Genomic DNA, 15,609 nt, shown 5'->3' on the forward strand with positions numbered 1-15,609 from the left:
CATAAGTCGCGCCTGCGCTGCCGCCATTTGGGCCTGTCTGGCTTGCTCTCGGGCGGACTCCTGAGGTGAGGAGCCTGGCAGCGGGACCTCGGCAGGCTATGCTGTTGGGGTCCATCGGCCATCGGGAGGCATCGATGAGCGACGATCACGCGGGCAAGGGTGTCCCGCATCTGCCGCCGGGCGAGGAACGGCGCTACGCCCTTGGCCAGATGGGCGCACCACCACTCGCACTGCTCAGCCCAGGGATGATCAAACCCAATTTCACAGTGCCCTGACCTCGTCATAAATCTTCCGAAGATGCTCGTCGGACATATCCAATATGGGTTCGTACATGAAGGAGTTTAAGTGAATATTCTCGGGCGTCATGAGAACGACCCGATCCATTACTGCTGTTGCGCCGTCAGACGGAAAGCGGTCTTTGAAGCACCTGAGGAGAGCAGTCGTCTGGTTTCCTCGTATTCTTCCCACTTCCTCGGGATCGTTGATGCGCGCGATCATGTATTGCTCCGCGCGAAGCCTCGTGGCGATCGACAGGACAATCTTGTTCTCGAAGTTGGCTCCATCCGCCTCAGCCAAACATTCATCAGCCTGCTGATAAATCAGGTCAAGGACTGTTCCGGGCGTCGGCGCAGCGTTTCTCGCGGGGCCATCGAATATTCGATCATAGAAGGCGAACAGTTCTGCGTCCGTGATAGTTGCAGTGTTCGGCTTGACATGAAGGAGCGCCGTCAAGGCGCGATAATCCGCGTCCTGCGAGCCTTTTGTAAACTCCAACAGGTTCCGCATGAAAGGAATGGAGGCGATGCGCTTGCGCGGTGAATTTCCAAAGTTAATTTTCCAGTCGTTGACAAAGATATTTCTAATGCCAACCGCGGCACCAATTTCAGTGCCACCTTCTCTTCTTGCAACCATAAAGCAGGAATCTCTCTTAAGGAAGCGGCTTTCAAGCGTCCGGAAAAAGTCAAAGTTATGGGTGAGAATTAACTGGCGAAAGTTATTATCTTCGGAAATGTCCTTCATATACTGAATAATGGCATACTTGTTCCTGTAGTCAAACGAGTCCGCCACATCGTCAACGATCATCAATGTTTGTTGGCCGGTCTTGATCCTTACTTGAACTTCGAAGATAATATTCAGGATATACAGCGCCTTCTTTTCCCCAGTGCTCAACACTTCAAGAAGAGCATTCTTGTCAACATCCTTCCGGTCCTCTCCCTCCTTGAACGTGAAGCCCAGCTTCGGGATTTTTTCTTCTTCCAGGATTACCGAAATAAGGTTCTTTACATGTAACTCGAAGGGAACGAAGAAACGGCTGTTGAAAATTTCGATAACTTCCTGCCACGCCGTCCGCTCATTCCGAGCGGCTTCTTCGATCTGCTTCCGTCGCTCAGCCGCCTCGCGGATCTCGTTGACAAGTCGATTGTAAGCGTCGCGATGCTTGATAATGTAACTTTTCCAGACCTGTTCCTTGAAGTTTCCAATATTTGAGAGGGCAGGGACAATCTCTTCATGATCCGAGATAAAGGTGTTGAAGTCTCGTACGCTGACGTTCCTGTGGAGAAGCTTCTCTACAGCCTCCAAAGTCTTCCGCAGCTTTGCATCTGATGCTATACCTTCTTTTTCTGTCTTGATTAGATCCTCAAGTTGCTTCTTTGTGGTTATTTCTACATGCTGATCTGCGTTAAGACGGACGCTATGGGAAGCGTTGAAAAAGCCGTTCGCTTCAAGCGCCTTCGCTATCTCACCGGCATTATAGTAAGTGAATGTGCCGCGCTTGAAGTAGGTTGATTGATCAATGAGCTCGTTGAAGCGCTTCACGTAATCTTCCAGCGCCTCCTGGACCTCCCGCTTCTCAAGCATCTCTACAACCTTCGGGTCGAAGATGAGGTCGTAGGGAATGGCCGCAAAAGGAGCGTCGGTTTGAATATTTATTTCATCGTTGATCCGCAGCACCGCAGTCAGAAATTGATTCTGTGTCCGAGTAAATGTAGCCGAGATCTCCGCAGCAAGGTCGCGGTTAGAACCGGACTGTTCTTTCATAGCGGCGAGGAATGCCTTCTTGGCGTCTTCGACGCCAGCATTGAGCTTCTCATAGTCCCTGCGCAGGGCGGCATTCACCAACAGAGTAGAGGTTTTTTCGTGCGCGCCGAACTCCTCGTCGTATGGCCGGACGACAAGGATAGACTCTGGAGTGAGTTCCGCTCCGTTCTCATCGACAATGACGCGCTTTGTGGTCCGTTCCGGGAACATCCGGTCCAACGACTTCTTGCCGTCAACGATGTCTTGGAACGTTCTGGCTAACGAAGACTTCATGGCGCCGTTGGGCGCATAGATCGCGGCTGCCTGGCACTGTCTGAAGTCGACTGTGTGCTTAAGCCTACGTATGCCGTAGCAGTGCTCAAGATCGAGCCTCAGTTCGTCCATGAATCGTCCCCCGTATGTTGTTGAGGTCTTTGTAGGGAAGATGCGCGCGGCACGCCAAGAAATTTTCGGGACGATCATCAGTCCGTCATTGACCTCCGCAGGTGAGGAAAGCCGGGCGCTTGGCAGAGGCTGGCAGGGAGGCCTTCGTGCCGTCTTGCCTCGGATGCCTACAGCAGTCATATTGGTGATGTGCTGCGCATGGCCGTTCCGGTCCGGGGTTTCCCTATGAAGAACATGCGCATCTTGATCGCGACAAAGCATCCTTCTCTCTGGGTCTTCGTGGCGGCAATGGACCGAGCCCTCGAGTTCGACGACCCTTTGACAAGGCAACATTATGACCGATCAAAATCTTGGCCTTCCGGCCACTACCGACATCGCTAAGGCTCAGGCGAAACGCCTTCGTTCTGCTTTACCTACCAATCTCAACATTGGCCACAGTCAGGCGCTCGAACTGATCGCCCGCGTCCATGGAGAGCAGAGCTGGGGTCGGCTGAACTCGCTCATAAGCACCTCTGCTAAAGTTGGGTCGGCGGCAACGGATTGAACCGCTCCGGGTTTGCCGGAGGCTCCAACTCCTGAGTAGGATGGAGCATCATGAGCAAGACGACGAACAAGTTTTCCCCCGAAGTGCGCGAGCGTGCGGTGCGGCTGGTTCTCGACAATGAGAGCCAGCATGAATCGCGCTGGCAGGCAGTCATGTCGATTTCCGCGAAGATCGGCTGTGCGCCCCAGACCCTGAACGAGTGGGTCAAGAAGGTCGAGGTCGACGGCGGCAAGCGGGCCGGTGTCACCACCGAGATGGCGGATCGGCTGAAGGCACTGGAACGGGAGAACCGGGAGTTGCGCCAGGCCAATGAGATCTTGCGCAAGGCGCGCGCATATTTTGCGATGGCGGAGCTCGACCGCCGGTCGAAGTGATGGTCGGGTTCATTGACGATCATCGTGGTGAACATGGGGTCGAGCCGATCTGCAAGGTTCTGCCGATCGCCCCGTCCACCTACTACGATCACCTGGCGAAGCGGGCCGATCCGGCCCGGCTATCGGATCGTGCCCGGCGGGACGCTGCGCTGCGGCCCGAGATCGAGCGCGTGTTCGAGGCGAACTGGCGTGTCTACGGAGTGCGCAAGGTCTGGCGTCAGCTGGATCGGGAAGGCTTCGCGGTTGCCCGTTGCACCGTGGCCCGGCTGATGAAGTGCAGGGGTATTCAAGGCATCATCCGGGGCAAGCCGCACAAGACGACCATCCCCGACAAGAAGGCCCCGTGCCCGCAGGACAAGGTGAACCGCCAGTTCCGCGTGCCCGCGCCGAACATGCTCTGGGTCAGCGATTTCACCTACGTCGCCACTTGGCGAGGGTTCGTCTATGTCGCCTTCGTCATCGACGCCTACGCCCGCCGGATCGTCGGCTGGCGGGCGAGCCAAACCGCACACGCAGGCTTCGTGCTCGATGCTCTCGAACAGGCCGTCCACGATCGCCGCCCAGTCAAGGGCGCGGGGCTCGTCCACCATTCCGACCGGGGGTCGCAAGGCGGATTCAACCGGTCGTCGCAACACCCCGATTTTGGAGGTGCTGATGACGACAGGCAAACGGAAGTCGGAGCGATCGACGCGGCGCAAATTGTCCTCGCCAGGTCGGCCGCCAGTCTGGCAGCGTGAACATCTGTGCCGGTTCTGGCGGGAGATTGCAGCGGGGCTGTCCAGCGAAGAAGCCGCTGTTGCAGCAGGTGTTTCAGCTCCGGTCGGAACCCGATGGTTTCGGAGTTCTGGTGGAATGCCTCCCACTCATCTTGCACCATGGGCTCCTGTGCCGAAGCGCCGTAGCCTTTCGTTCTCCGAACGCGAGGAGATAGCCCTCGAATGCGCTCGGGGCACCGGCGTGCGGGCAATCGCGCGCAAGCTTAGCCGATCCGCCAGCACGATCTCGCGTGAGATCAGGCGCAACTCGGCAACGCGCGGCGGAGAGTTCGACTATCGGGCCATTGCCGCACAGTGGCATGCGGATCGTGCGGCCAGACGTCCAAAAATCAGCAAGCTCGCGCTCAACCCCGCCCTGCGCGACTACGTGCAGGATCGGCTGTCCGGCGTCATTACCACACCGGACGGCATCGCCTTCGATGGGCCTGTCGTGGTATGGAAAGGACGGCGAGCCGTTCACCGGCAAAGCCGACGCTGGTCATCGGCCTGGAGCCCGGAGCAGATCTCACAGCGCTTGCAGGTGGACTTCCCCGAGGATCTGACCATGCGCATCAGCCACGAAGCCATTTATCAGGCGCTATACATTCAGGGGCGCGGCGGACTGAGGCGAGAGCTCTCAGCCTGCCTGAGGTCCGGCCGTGCCCTCAGGTTCCCCCGCGAACGTGCCCGGAACCGCGGCAAGGCCTTCATTGCCGACGCGTTGATGATCAGCGACCGCCCAGCTGAAATCGGTGACAGGGCTATTCCTGGTCATTGGGAAGGTGACCTCATTCTCGGCCTTGGCAGCTCGGCGATCGGCACGCTGGTCGAACGCACGACCCGCTTCACCATGCTCCTCCACTTGCCGCGCATGGAAGGGCACGGGACAGGCAAGTCCGTCAAGAACGGGCCAGCCCTTGCCGGTCACGGCGCTGAGGCCGTTCGGGATGCCATCGCAGGGACGATCAGCGGCCTGCCTGCCCAGCTACGTCGCTCGTTGACCTGGGACCAAGGCGCCGAGATGGCCCAACATGTGCAGCTTCGGATGGATACTGGTCTCGAGATCTATTTCTGTGACCCTCAGAGCCCCTGGCAACGCGGCAGCAACGAGAACACCAACGGCCTGCTCCGCCAATACTTCCCAAAGGGCACGGATCTCAGCCAACACGGTGCCGAAGAGCTGAGCGCCGTTGCCCATGCGCTGAATACGCGCCCCCGGAAAACGCTGGCGTGGCAAACACCGGCAGAGGCTCTCGACCGGCTACTCAAACAGGATATGATCGAAGGTGTTGCGACGACCGGTTGAATCCGCCCAATACCTGTCCATAAAATACACCGAGAGGCTGGGCGAGGCGGGGATCGAGCCCTCCGTGGGCAGCGTTGGCGACAGCTATGACAACGCTCTGGCGGAGACCATAAACGGTCTATTCAAGGCCGAGGTCATTCATCGGTGCGGGCCGTGGCGCAACTTCGAGGCCGTCGAATATGCCACCCTCGAATGGGTCGATTGGTTCAACAACCGCCGCCTCCTCGAGCCGATCGGGAACATCCCGCCGGCAGAAGCAGAGGCAAACTTCTACGCGGCTCTGGAAATTGAAGACATGGCCGCGTAACTAACCGAAATCAGCCTCCGGCAAACCCGGTGCGGTTCAGATATTGCAGAACCCGCCAAGTCAGGACGAGGCGATGGACTGCCAGCTCATCATGTTGAGCAACGGGCGCTTCAGGCGCTCTGGAGGGGCTTGGAGCGCGCCAGAGAAACATCTGTAGGCGCCAAGACCGTTGCCAAGGCTAAAGAGCTTTGGAAGGCTGAGATAATTGAGTTGATTTCGCTCGAGGAGTGGCTCGACACATTGGACGTCGTTTTGGGTGGTATGGTTTTCGACATGCATGTCGAAAATCTGCTCAAGATGTCGGAGGTCGAAACGGTATCCCGCTTTGACCGACCGAAAGCTCGCGAGAAGACTGTTTATGGGACATCCGGGCTGCGTCCGGCTGCATTTGCAGCAGTCCTTATCTGGCTTGAAAGACTTGGATTCGACACCCATCCAGAAGCGTTCTACGAACCCATCATCAAGAGGATAAAGCGCGCAAGTTATCTGGATGAAAATGAACTGACATGCTTCTGGCACGCGAGGGAGAGAGGCAAGTTCAAGACCAGCGAGCATTTCGTTGATGCACAGACGAAAATCTCAAACGTTGAGCGTATAGTGATGAAGGGTCGGACCGGCCTGACGATTAAGGTTAACCGCAGCACTGATCCGCTTGGGTTGATCGAATCTCTTCAGATCTATCGGGCGTGACGCGATAGCCAGCCGTCCAAGGAAGCTTGGATGTCGTGTGCAGCCCCTGACCTAGCGAGTCAGGGGCTGCACACTGGCGACCGGATTACCCGTCGGCCCGAGGTCTCACTGGATAGACACAACCGAGATGCGGCACCGCCTTCAGACGGCTTTCGCCCACCTTTGCCGTTCATAAGCTGTGCCTGCGCTGCTGCCATGCCGGCCTGTTTGACTTGCTATTGGGTGGAAACAGGACGTTCCTAAAGCGAGAATCCTGACTGCGGGGCCTCGGCAGGCTATGCTGTTTCGATCTTTCCACCAGCCACCGGGAGGCAGCGATGAGCGACGATCACACCGGCAAGGGCGTCCTGCATCTGCCGCCGGGCGAGGGACGGCGCTACGCCCTCGGCCGGATGACGGCGGTGTTCAAGGCCGACGAGGATGAGACGGCTGCGCGCTACAGCGTCTCGGAATGGTGGCTGGAGCCCGGTGCCGACGGCCCCGGCGCGCATGCGCATGAGGGCAATGACGAGATCTTCTACGTCATTGCCGGAACTGTCAGCTTCCTTGCCGGGGAGGACTGGCTGGACGCGCCGCAAGGGACGTTCCTGCGCATCCCGGCCGGCGTGCCCCATGACTTCAGGAACCGCACCGCCGAGCGCGTCGGTCTGCTGAACGTCTTCATCCCCGGCGGGTTCGAGCGCGACATGCCCGCCATCGTGGATTGGTTCAGGGACAATCCGTAGGGTCATGCGCGGCAAGTCCTCGATCACGGCGGATCTTCGGCGGCTTGGCCTGCGGCCGGGCGATCTGGTGATGGTCCACGCCTCGCTGAAGGCGCTCGGCCCGGTCGAGGGCGGTGCGGCCGGGGTCGTCCAGGCGCTCAGGGATGCCGTGGGGCCGGGCGGCACGGTGATGGGATATGCCTCCTGGGACCGCTCGCCCTATGAGGAAACCCTGAACGGCGCCCGCATGGACGAGGTCCTGCGCCGCGACTGGCCCGCCTTCGATCCCCGGACCGCCGGGATCTATCGCGGCTTCGGCCTGCTGAACCGGTTTCTGGCGGAGCTGCCGGATGCGCGGCGCAGCGCCCACCCGGATGCCTCGATGGTCGCGGTCGGCCCGCTGGCCGGGACCCTGGTCGAGCCGCACCGGCTGGGCCAGGCCCTGGGCGAGGGCTCGCCGCTGGAACGCTTCGTCCACCTTGGCGGCAAGACCCTGCTGCTGGGGGCGCCGCTCGATGCGGTGACCGTGCTGCATTATGCCGAGGCCGTCGCCGACATCCCCGGCAAGCGCCGCGTCAGCTACGAGATGCCGGTGCTGGGCCCGGATGGCCGGACGGTCTGGGAAGCGGCGACGGATTTCGACTCGAACGGCATCCTCGATTGCTTTGCGGTCGAGGGCCGGCCGGATGCGGTCGAGACCATCGCCCGCGCCTATGTCGCGACCGGCCGGCACCGCGAGGGCGTGGTCGCCGCCGCGCGCTGCCATCTGTTCGACGCGCAGGATATCGTCGCCTTTGGGGTCGGCTGGCTCGAGCGGCATTTCGGATCGGTAAACCCTTAGATTCGCCGTGCCGGTGCGGCCTGCCCCCATCCCGGGAGCGCTCGTTGCAAACTGTCAGAAAACTGAATATATTCCTGACAGGAGATAAAACCCATGCAACGATTGACCGAACAGATTCTGGCGCATGCGGAGCGGCTTCCCGAAGGAACGCCGCTGACGGCAAAGGGCTTGCTGCATCTCGGCAGCCGGGCGGGAGTGGACCAGGCCTTGTCGCGTCTTGCCGAGCGCGGGCAATTGATCCGCGCCGGCCGGGGGCTTTACCTGCGCCCGGTCACCAGCCGGTTCGGCACCCGCGCGCCTTCGGTGGAACAGACCGTCGAAGCACTGGCGATGCAGCGCGGCGAGGTGATCGTGCCAAACGGTGCGGCGGCCGCGAACGAACTCGGCCTGACCACCCAGGTTCCGATACGGTCGGTCTATCTGACTTCGGGGCGCAGCCGGACGATGTTCCTCGGCAAGCAGGTCGTGGAATTGCGACACGCGCCGCGCTGGCAGCTTGCTTTGGCCGACAAGCCGGCCGGGCAGGCTGTTCGCGCCCTGGCATGGCTCGGGCCCGAAAAGGCCGATCTGGCGCTGAATGCCCTGAAGCGAAAGCTGCCACCGGCGGCATTCATGGAACTGGTGACGGCTGCGCCGCAATTCCCGGCCTGGCTTGCCAGAAGTGTCAGCAAGGCGGCCCATGGCTGAGGCTTTCTTCACCCTGTCGACCGAGGACCGGCGGGAGGCATTGCGCGTGGCCGCCGATCGCTCCGGTCGTCCGGCGCATCTGCTGGAAAAGGATATCTGGGTCGTCTGGGCGCTGCAAACACTCTTCGGCTCCGCGCTCGGGGAACACCTCGTGTTCAAGGGTGGCACCTCGCTGTCGAAGGCCTATGGCGTCATCCAGCGCTTCTCCGAGGATGTCGATCTGACCTATGATATTCGCAGGCTGGTGCCCGATCTGGTCGGAGACGGCGAAGAGGTCCTGCCGAAAACCCGCAGCGAGGAGAAGCGCTGGTCCGCTGCGGTTCGCGAGCGCCTGCCGGAATGGGTGGTGAAGGATGTCCAGCCCTTGATCGCCGAAGCGATGATAAGGGAGGGCGTTCCGGGCACCATCCGTATCGAGGGCGACAAGCTGTTCATCGACTATGAACCGGCCGGGCGCGGATCGGGCTACGTGTCACCCTCGGTGATGCTGGAGTTCGGGGCTCGCTCCACCGGTGAGCCGGCGAGTCCTCAGGACATAGCCTGCGATGCTGCCGGCTTTGTCGAAGGCGTATCCTTTCCCGCAGCCCGACCACGGGTCATGCATGCCGAGCGGACATTCTGGGAAAAGGCGACTGCCGCGCATGTCTTCTGTCTCCAGGCACGCTTGCGCGGTGATCGCTTTGCCCGACATTGGTATGACCTGGCCAAGCTGGATGAGGCAGGTCTTGCCGATGCCGCGCTGGCTGATCGCGACCTGGCGCAGGCGGTCGCCGCGCATAAGCAGATGTTCTTTTCCGAAAAGGCCGCCGACCGTTCGATGATCAACTACAGTGCGGCCGTGGCAGGGCAACTACGGCTTGTCCCCGAAGGCGATACCTTGGTGGCGCTTGGCGATGATTACCGGCGCATGACCGAGGACGGGCTTCTGCTCGCGGATGCGCCGCCTTTCGAGGCCGTCATCGAGCGATGCGGTGAAATCCAGGCCCGGGCTAATCAGAGATAGCGCCGGTAGCATTCGGGTCGGCAGTCCGGCTTGGCATTGACAGATTGAGCGGGAAGGGTAAGGTCAAGGAATAGGGCCAGTCACGGCTCCTACCATGTTCGAGCTTGGTTCTCGCGTTCACGGAGAGTAGCCGGAAAGGCGATTATCTCTTTCTATACAAAGACTTCAAGAGAGTGTTGGTCTCGGTAGTTGCAGGCCCCCGCAACCATTCCTACGATTTTGCACGATATTCTACGACAAACTACGATTTTCCCCGACGCAGCACTACGCTAGAGCCTGATTGCTCTCACTGAACCCGCAACCAGAAGGTGCAGCCACGCTCTTCCGTTGCGCCGATACTTCCGCTAGCTCAGCCGCCCCGCGACTATCGGAAGACAAACAATGAAATCAACACGTTCGTCCCTCACACCGCACAGGATTGCAAGCTATTGCGACCTGAGGCTCGCGCCTGTCCTCGAACCGGAGGAGGTGAGCACCGTGCGAGAATGCCTCGTGGGTGTCAACGGCGGAGTAAAACCCGGCCACGCGGCGGCGCAAAAGTCTGCCAGTTAGCGGCACAAGCACGGAACGTCGGGAGGGCGTAGCCCGACCAGAGTTCCGTGCTTGTGCCGTTGGTATTTTTTGAAAGGGGTCAGCCGGCCTTTCGGGCGCGGCTTTGGGCGAGACGATAGCTCTGGCCATTCATTTCGAGAATGCTGACGTGGTGGGTCAGCCTGTCGAGAAGCGCGCCGGTGAGGCGTTCGGAGCCGAATGTCTCGGTCCATTCGTCAAAAGGCAGATTGCTGGTGATCAGGGTCGATCCGCGCTCGTAGCGTTGCGAGATCAGTTCGAACAGCAGCTCGGCGCCGGTCTTCGACAGCGGCACGAAGCCGAGTTCATCGATGATGAGCAGCTTGTATCCTGCCATCTGCTTCTGGAAGCGCAGCAGGCGGCGCTCGTCGCGGGCCTCCATCATCTCGCTGACCAGGGCCGCGGCGGTGGTGAAGCCGACGGACAGGCCCTTCTGGCAGGCGGCCAGACCAAGGCCGAGCGAGATGTGCGTCTTGCCCGTGCCACTGGGGCCGAGAGCAATAATGTTCTCGCGCCGCTCGATCCATTCGCACCGGGCCAGTTCCAGCACCTGCATCTTGTTGAGCTTCGGGATGGCCGTGAAGTCGAAGCTGTCCAGGCTTTTGACGGCCGGGAACCTGGCGGCCTTGATGCGCCGCTCGACCATCCGCCGTTCCCGGTCGATCAGTTCCAGTTCGACGAGCCGGGCGAGATATCGGACATGGTCCACGCCTTCCGCCGCACATTGCCGGGCCAGTTTCTGGTGTTCTCGCAGGAAGGTCGGCAGTTTCAGCGCCTTGAGGTGATGGGCAAGCAGGATTTCCGGGGCGTCGCTCATGCCACGCCCTCCGCATTGACAGACAGCAGCCGCATGTAGGAGCGGGCCTCGGTCTTCTCGACCGTTGCCCTGGGCAGGTAGGGATAGCAGTCCAGATCCAGCCGGGGTGGCCGGCGCTCCACCCGGCACAACAAGAGATGCTTCACCGCATCGAAGCCGATCGCCCCCATCTGCAGCGCCTGCCTCACGGCCGCATGCAGATCGGCCAGATCGAAGGTTTCCAGAAGCCGCAGGACCTGGACATATTCGCGTCGGCCGTGCCGGTTCATCCGTGCCTCCATCAGCCGGCGCAGGGTGGCGAACTCCTCTGGCAGGTCCCAGTCCTGCAATGGTGCCGCCTGATCCAACGCATTGATCTTCTGCTCGATCAGCGGAAGGTAATGGAGCGGGTCGAAGACGATCTCGTCGCGATCCCAGCACCGGGGATGGCGGGCGATCACTTCGCCCCGGCAGCCGATCACCACCTCATGGATATAGCCCCGGATCCAGACATCCTGATGGCCGTAGGCGACGGGCACCGAGTAATCGTTGGTCTTGTAGCGCACCAGCGATTGCGACGACACGCGGCCGGTCGCCTGATCGCAGGCATCAAAGGGCGCCGCCGGGAGCGGGCGCATCGCGGCGAGATCGCGCTGCAGTCGCTCGCCGATCGTTTCGCTCTCGCCGCGAAGGACATCGTGCTGACGCCGCTTGCAGCGCTCCTCCAGCCAGAGGTTGAATTCTTCCCAACTGGCGAACTCAGGCATCGGCACCATGAAGTTGCGGCGGCAATAGCCCACCAGGCCTTCGACATTGCCTTTGTCGTTCCCCTTGCCAGGGCGGCCATAGCGATCCCGGATCAGGTAATGCGACAGAAACCCGCTGAACAGCGCCGCCCGCTTGCGGGTGCCATCCGGCAGGATCTTCGCCACCAGGCAGCGGTCATTGTCGTAGACGATCGACTGCGGAACCGCCCCAAAAAAGGCAAAGGCATGGACATGACCGTCCACCCAGGCCTCGGCAACCGCCGCCGGATAGGCACGGACGTAGCAGGCGTCGCTATGCGGCAAGTCCAGCACGAAGAAATGCGCCTTCTGTTCGACACCTCCGATCCGAACCATTGCCTCGCCGAAGTCGGCCTGCGCGTGTCCTGGGGGATGCGCCAGCGGCACGAACACCTCCTGGCCCCGCCGCTCACGTTCCCGGATATAATCCTTGATGATCGTGTAGCCGCCGGTGAAACCGCATTCTTCGCGCAGACGGTCAAACACACGCTTCGCCGTATGCCGCTGCTTGCGCGGCATGGTCCGGTCCGCCTCCAGCCAACCCTCGATGATCGGGATGAACGGATCGAGCTTCGGGCGCCTGACCTCGGCCGTCCGCCGGTAGCCCGGAGGAACCGAGAACGTCATCATCTTTGCGACCGTGTCGCGCGATATGTTGAATGTCGTCGCCGCCTGACGCTGGCTCATACCAGCAGCACAGGCCTGACGAACCTTGAGATAGAGTTCCACGCTGTAGATCCTCCCATCCTCCCTGCAGCCGCAGAAAGGGAAAAGGTGGACGACTTTTACGCCGCCCGCAGCAGCACCATGCCGCCGCTAACGTGGACTAATTTCGCACCGCCATTCTCACTATGTCCGGGGTGGCGGCGATCCTGCACCTGCCGTGGTGACGTTCACTACGGAAGCGGCCAGCATGGCAGTCAACGAACTCCTGCAGGGACTGGTGGACTATCGAGGCGAAGGTCGGTGGGCCTGGCAGCGGGTCCGGCGGCTGGACCGGGGCGAGGAGCGCCGTCAGGGCGCAAAGCAGCGGCCCGACTGCCCGATCTGCGTCGACACGCACTACTGGGGCCGGGCCGATGTCGAGCCGTTTCTCGATCGGATCGGCTGATGGGGCGTATCAAGGTACTTTGTCGTATCGTTCTGGAGCGGGTTGGGTGGCTTCCCAAAAGCCATTTGGTCGCCTCGGTTCAGGACGCGCATCCGGACCTCGAACGTCTACGGTCAGGACGCCTGGTCATCGTGCGGAGCGGCAGCCTCGACAAATGGGTCTGCTTCCGCTGCCCGGGCGGTTGTGGCGAGAAGTTGCAGCTGTCGCTCAGCCAACAGCGCAGGCCACGATGGTCGATTTCGGTCGACTGGTTCGGCCGCCCGAGCATCTCGCCGTCGATTCGACAAACCAATGCTTGCCGGTGTCATTTCTGGGTGAAAGGCGGCCGTGTTGAATGGTGCCGGGATAGCGGTCACGCCAACGGGCGGTTGGTACGAGACCGCGCTGACGCATGACATGCCGACACCCTGGATCGAAACGGCAAAGTCTATGGGCTGGATGACTGCAACCGGTCAGCAGCGGAGCATTGCCCCACGGTCCGGTGGAATGGAAACCCTAAAGCCGCATCATGATGAACATCGTTGCATAATATTGCCAGAAATCGCATCATGGACAGAAGATAGTGAATATGACGGGCGCATGGCGGATATGGACCACTTCGAGATCATCCTCTCCCTGTCGCGAGCTGCCGCAAGCGGCGACAGCAGCCGCGCGCGTTATCAGATCGAGCGACTGCGGGACTCTCTGCGGGAGTCGGAGCCGCGGCAGGCCGAGAAGCTGAGCAGGCTGCTATCGCGTGAGGTCCGCAAGCAATCGGTCGCGCCGATGTCCCTTGAACGCATGCGCGCTGGGTCGGTGCCGGCACTGCCCGGCGAAGTGCTGAGTCGGAATACGCCGCTGCCACACGACAAGGAGACCGGAACACCGCTGGCGCGTGTGGTGCAGCCGGAGGAGGCCGCCGATGCGGAGCCAGTGTTCAATGAAGCGCTCAAGGCTGCTGTGACTGACCTGATTGAAGAGTGGTCTCGGGTGAAGGAACTGGCGGCGCTCGGCGTGCAACCGAATTTGCGTTGCTTGCTCTACGGCGCGCCGGGTGTCGGCAAAACTATGCTCGCCCGCTACATCGGGGCGCAGCTTGGGCTTCCACTTGTCGAAGCCCGGCTGGATGGCCTTGTTTCGTCCTTCCTCGGAACCACCGCCCGTAATATCGGCGCACTTTTCGATTTCGCAAATCGCTATCGCTGCATTCTATTCCTGGATGAATTCGACGCCGTCGCCAAAGCCCGCGATGACGCTCAGGAAGTGGGCGAGATCAAGCGGGTGGTGAACACGCTTCTGCAAAGCCTTGATGCGCGAGGGAACAGGGGCTTCACCTTGGCGGCCACCAACCATGAGCATCTTCTCGACTCTGCCGTTTGGCGTCGGTTCGATGGACGTATCGAGATAGCGCTGCCGGATGAGACGGCGCGCCGGGTTTTGCTCGAGCGCTTCGTGCGTCCGATCGAACTGACCCGCGAGGAAATCGACATGCTGGTCTGGCTCACGGAAGGCATGAGTGGCGCCGATCTCGAAACGCTTGTCGCCGGGGGCAAACGTTTCCTGGTGCTGCATCAGCCAAAGGGAAGCAGCAACCGCGTCAGTCGCGGCCAGTCCATGCTGGCGGGGCTTCGGCGGCAGGCAACACTAAACGGCCACCTGTTCGGCGGGATTCGCAAGGCGCTGCTGCTTGGACCGGAGGAGGACCTTGCGGCCGCTTTCGTAGAGCAGGCCGGGCTGACTCAGAATGCAGCAGGAGCCATCGTCGGTGTATCTCAGTCAACGGTCTCGCGCCGCCTGCGGGAGCGCAGCCATGCGGCACGGGAGACATCATCTGGAACGGAGACCGTGAGCGATGGCTGAACGGGACAGTATCCAGCGCCCTGTCCAGGTTTTCCTCGACACCCGACGCTTCATTCACCCGCCTGCACCCGGAACGCGGGGGCCCAGCAAGGATTTTTTCCAAGGCGATAACGAGGGCTTCCGTCGCCACAAGGCAAGGATGCGAGAGCAACTCCGTGCCAGCAGCATGCGACTGCGGGAACAGCACTCGGCTCTCGGCTTCGTACTGGTGCAGATGCGAGAGGACGCCTTGGCGAAAAGTTATCGTCCGACCGAGAGGCTGTTCTGCGAGCGGAACCGGTTCGCACTCGTTGGCGGGCGCGGTATCGGAGAGATGTTCTTCCAGGCAACGCCGGACGCCTTGGACGCGCTCGATAAGCTCATTGCCGAGCGGGCTGAGGACATGCCGCAGGAACGGGAAAACCCGCGCACCGGAGAGTTCGAAGAGCGTGTTTCCGGATATCGCAGCGAGCTTGGCGGCATCGCCAGTATTGGCTTGCTTGAAGCGCCGGACCGGTTGGATTTTTCCGCTTCCGAGGCCGTTGCGGCACTTGAGAAAGAGGGGATTATCGGTGGCTATCTGGTTGATCTGTTCCGCCCAGATCCTGCTGTCTCCGGCGATGCCGTCCGCGCGCAATTGGAAGCCCTGCAACATCGCCTGACCACCGTCGGCAGCTTGTTTGTGCGGCCGGTTGCTGGCCTGAGGGAGCGCCGGCCGACTGGGTTCACCCTTAGCATCGACCTGCTGCCTGCCGGCGCCCCGAACGATATCGTGCTGCTCGCACCAGAGGCGCCGACAGCAGCGACAGAGCGGACGGCCGGACGTGTCAACGGCGGAGTAAAACCCGGCCACGCGGCGGCGCAAAAGTCTGCCAGTTAGCGGCACAAGCACGG

Annotated in this window: 15 protein-coding genes, 2 pseudogenes and 1 other annotated feature; of the genes and pseudogenes, 14 read left to right on the plus strand and 3 right to left on the minus strand. The window is 61.0% G+C overall.

From position 1 onward, the window contains the following. The first annotated feature begins 134 nt into the window (after positions 1–134). Positions 135–275, plus strand: a complete 141-nt coding sequence (locus E3U25_RS01355) for a hypothetical protein (protein WP_208861562.1) — start codon at positions 135–137, stop codon at positions 273–275. Here the strand turns inward: E3U25_RS01355 and E3U25_RS01360 are convergent. Further along, positions 262–2,685, minus strand: coding sequence for an ATP-binding protein (locus E3U25_RS01360; protein WP_208861563.1), 2,424 nt, complete (start codon positions 2,683–2,685; stop codon positions 262–264). The two genes, E3U25_RS01355 and E3U25_RS01360, sit on opposite strands and share 14 nt — an antisense overlap. 73 nt (positions 2,686–2,758) lie before the next feature. Between E3U25_RS01360 and E3U25_RS01365 the strand changes: the two genes are divergently transcribed. From E3U25_RS01365 to E3U25_RS01405, 9 genes and pseudogenes are all read left to right on the plus strand, one after another. Then, complete coding sequence (locus tag E3U25_RS01365; protein WP_147304495.1) at positions 2,759–2,968, plus strand: glyoxalase superfamily protein; 210 nt, start codon at positions 2,759–2,761, stop codon at positions 2,966–2,968. Positions 2,969–3,018: 50 nt separating this feature from the next. Beyond that, a pseudogene (locus E3U25_RS01370) lies at positions 3,019–3,950 on the plus strand (IS3 family transposase); the annotation flags it as partial. Further along, positions 3,300–3,416: a sequence feature (AL1L pseudoknot), on the plus strand. It overlaps the preceding pseudogene by 117 nt. Positions 3,951–3,996: 46 nt before the next feature. Then, on the plus strand, positions 3,997–5,403 hold the full coding sequence (locus E3U25_RS01375; protein ID WP_208861564.1) for an IS30 family transposase: 1,407 nt from the start codon (positions 3,997–3,999) through the stop codon (positions 5,401–5,403). 4 nt (positions 5,404–5,407) lie between these two features. Next, positions 5,408–5,710: pseudogene (locus tag E3U25_RS01380) on the plus strand (integrase core domain-containing protein); the annotation flags it as partial. Between the two features lie 129 nt (positions 5,711–5,839). Beyond that, entirely contained in the window at positions 5,840–6,400 is a 561-nt protein-coding gene (locus E3U25_RS01385) for a hypothetical protein (RefSeq protein WP_116221557.1), read from the plus strand. A 317-nt stretch (positions 6,401–6,717) separates the two neighbouring features. Beyond that, entirely contained in the window at positions 6,718–7,125 is a 408-nt protein-coding gene (locus tag E3U25_RS01390) for a cupin domain-containing protein (protein WP_116221558.1), read from the plus strand. A 4-nt stretch (positions 7,126–7,129) separates the two neighbouring features. Then, entirely contained in the window at positions 7,130–7,945 is an 816-nt protein-coding gene (gene aac(3) / locus E3U25_RS01395; protein ID WP_116221559.1) for an aminoglycoside 3-N-acetyltransferase, read from the plus strand. Between the two features lie 93 nt (positions 7,946–8,038). After that, positions 8,039–8,632, plus strand: a complete 594-nt coding sequence (locus tag E3U25_RS01400) for a DUF6088 family protein (protein ID WP_116221560.1) — start codon at positions 8,039–8,041, stop codon at positions 8,630–8,632. Then, entirely contained in the window at positions 8,625–9,635 is a 1,011-nt protein-coding gene (locus tag E3U25_RS01405) for a nucleotidyl transferase AbiEii/AbiGii toxin family protein (protein WP_116221561.1), read from the plus strand. The genes E3U25_RS01400 and E3U25_RS01405 overlap by 8 nt, the downstream gene beginning before the upstream one ends. A gap of 631 nt (positions 9,636–10,266) precedes the next feature. Here the strand turns inward: E3U25_RS01405 and istB are convergent. Both istB and istA read right to left on the minus strand, forming a co-directional pair. Further along, the gene (gene istB / locus E3U25_RS01410) at positions 10,267–11,022 is read right to left on the minus strand and encodes an IS21-like element ISPve1 family helper ATPase IstB (protein ID WP_116220987.1); all 756 of its coding nucleotides are present in this window, start codon (positions 11,020–11,022) and stop codon (positions 10,267–10,269) included. After that, a complete protein-coding gene (istA, locus tag E3U25_RS01415) occupies positions 11,019–12,515 on the minus strand; it encodes an IS21-like element ISPve1 family transposase (protein WP_116220988.1) in 1,497 nt (498 codons plus the stop codon). Before istA ends, istB begins: the two co-directional genes overlap by 4 nt. A 184-nt stretch (positions 12,516–12,699) precedes the next feature. Between istA and E3U25_RS01420 the strand changes: the two genes are divergently transcribed. From E3U25_RS01420 to E3U25_RS01435, 4 genes are all read left to right on the plus strand, one after another. Continuing rightward, entirely contained in the window at positions 12,700–12,897 is a 198-nt protein-coding gene (locus tag E3U25_RS01420) for a hypothetical protein (RefSeq protein ID WP_244295068.1), read from the plus strand. Then, a complete protein-coding gene (locus E3U25_RS01425) occupies positions 12,897–13,292 on the plus strand; it encodes a ubiquitination-like system serine protease family protein (protein ID WP_116221562.1) in 396 nt (131 codons plus the stop codon). Before E3U25_RS01420 ends, E3U25_RS01425 begins: the two co-directional genes overlap by 1 nt. A gap of 91 nt (positions 13,293–13,383) precedes the next feature. Beyond that, the gene (locus tag E3U25_RS01430; RefSeq protein ID WP_166435464.1) at positions 13,384–14,736 is read left to right on the plus strand and encodes an AAA family ATPase; all 1,353 of its coding nucleotides are present in this window, start codon (positions 13,384–13,386) and stop codon (positions 14,734–14,736) included. Further along, entirely contained in the window at positions 14,729–15,595 is an 867-nt protein-coding gene (locus E3U25_RS01435) for a hypothetical protein (RefSeq protein ID WP_116221564.1), read from the plus strand. The genes E3U25_RS01430 and E3U25_RS01435 overlap by 8 nt, the downstream gene beginning before the upstream one ends. Positions 15,596–15,609 lie beyond the last annotated feature (14 nt).

The organism is Paracoccus versutus (assembly GCF_029909795.1).
Classification (GTDB): Bacteria; Pseudomonadota; Alphaproteobacteria; order Rhodobacterales; family Rhodobacteraceae; genus Paracoccus; species Paracoccus versutus.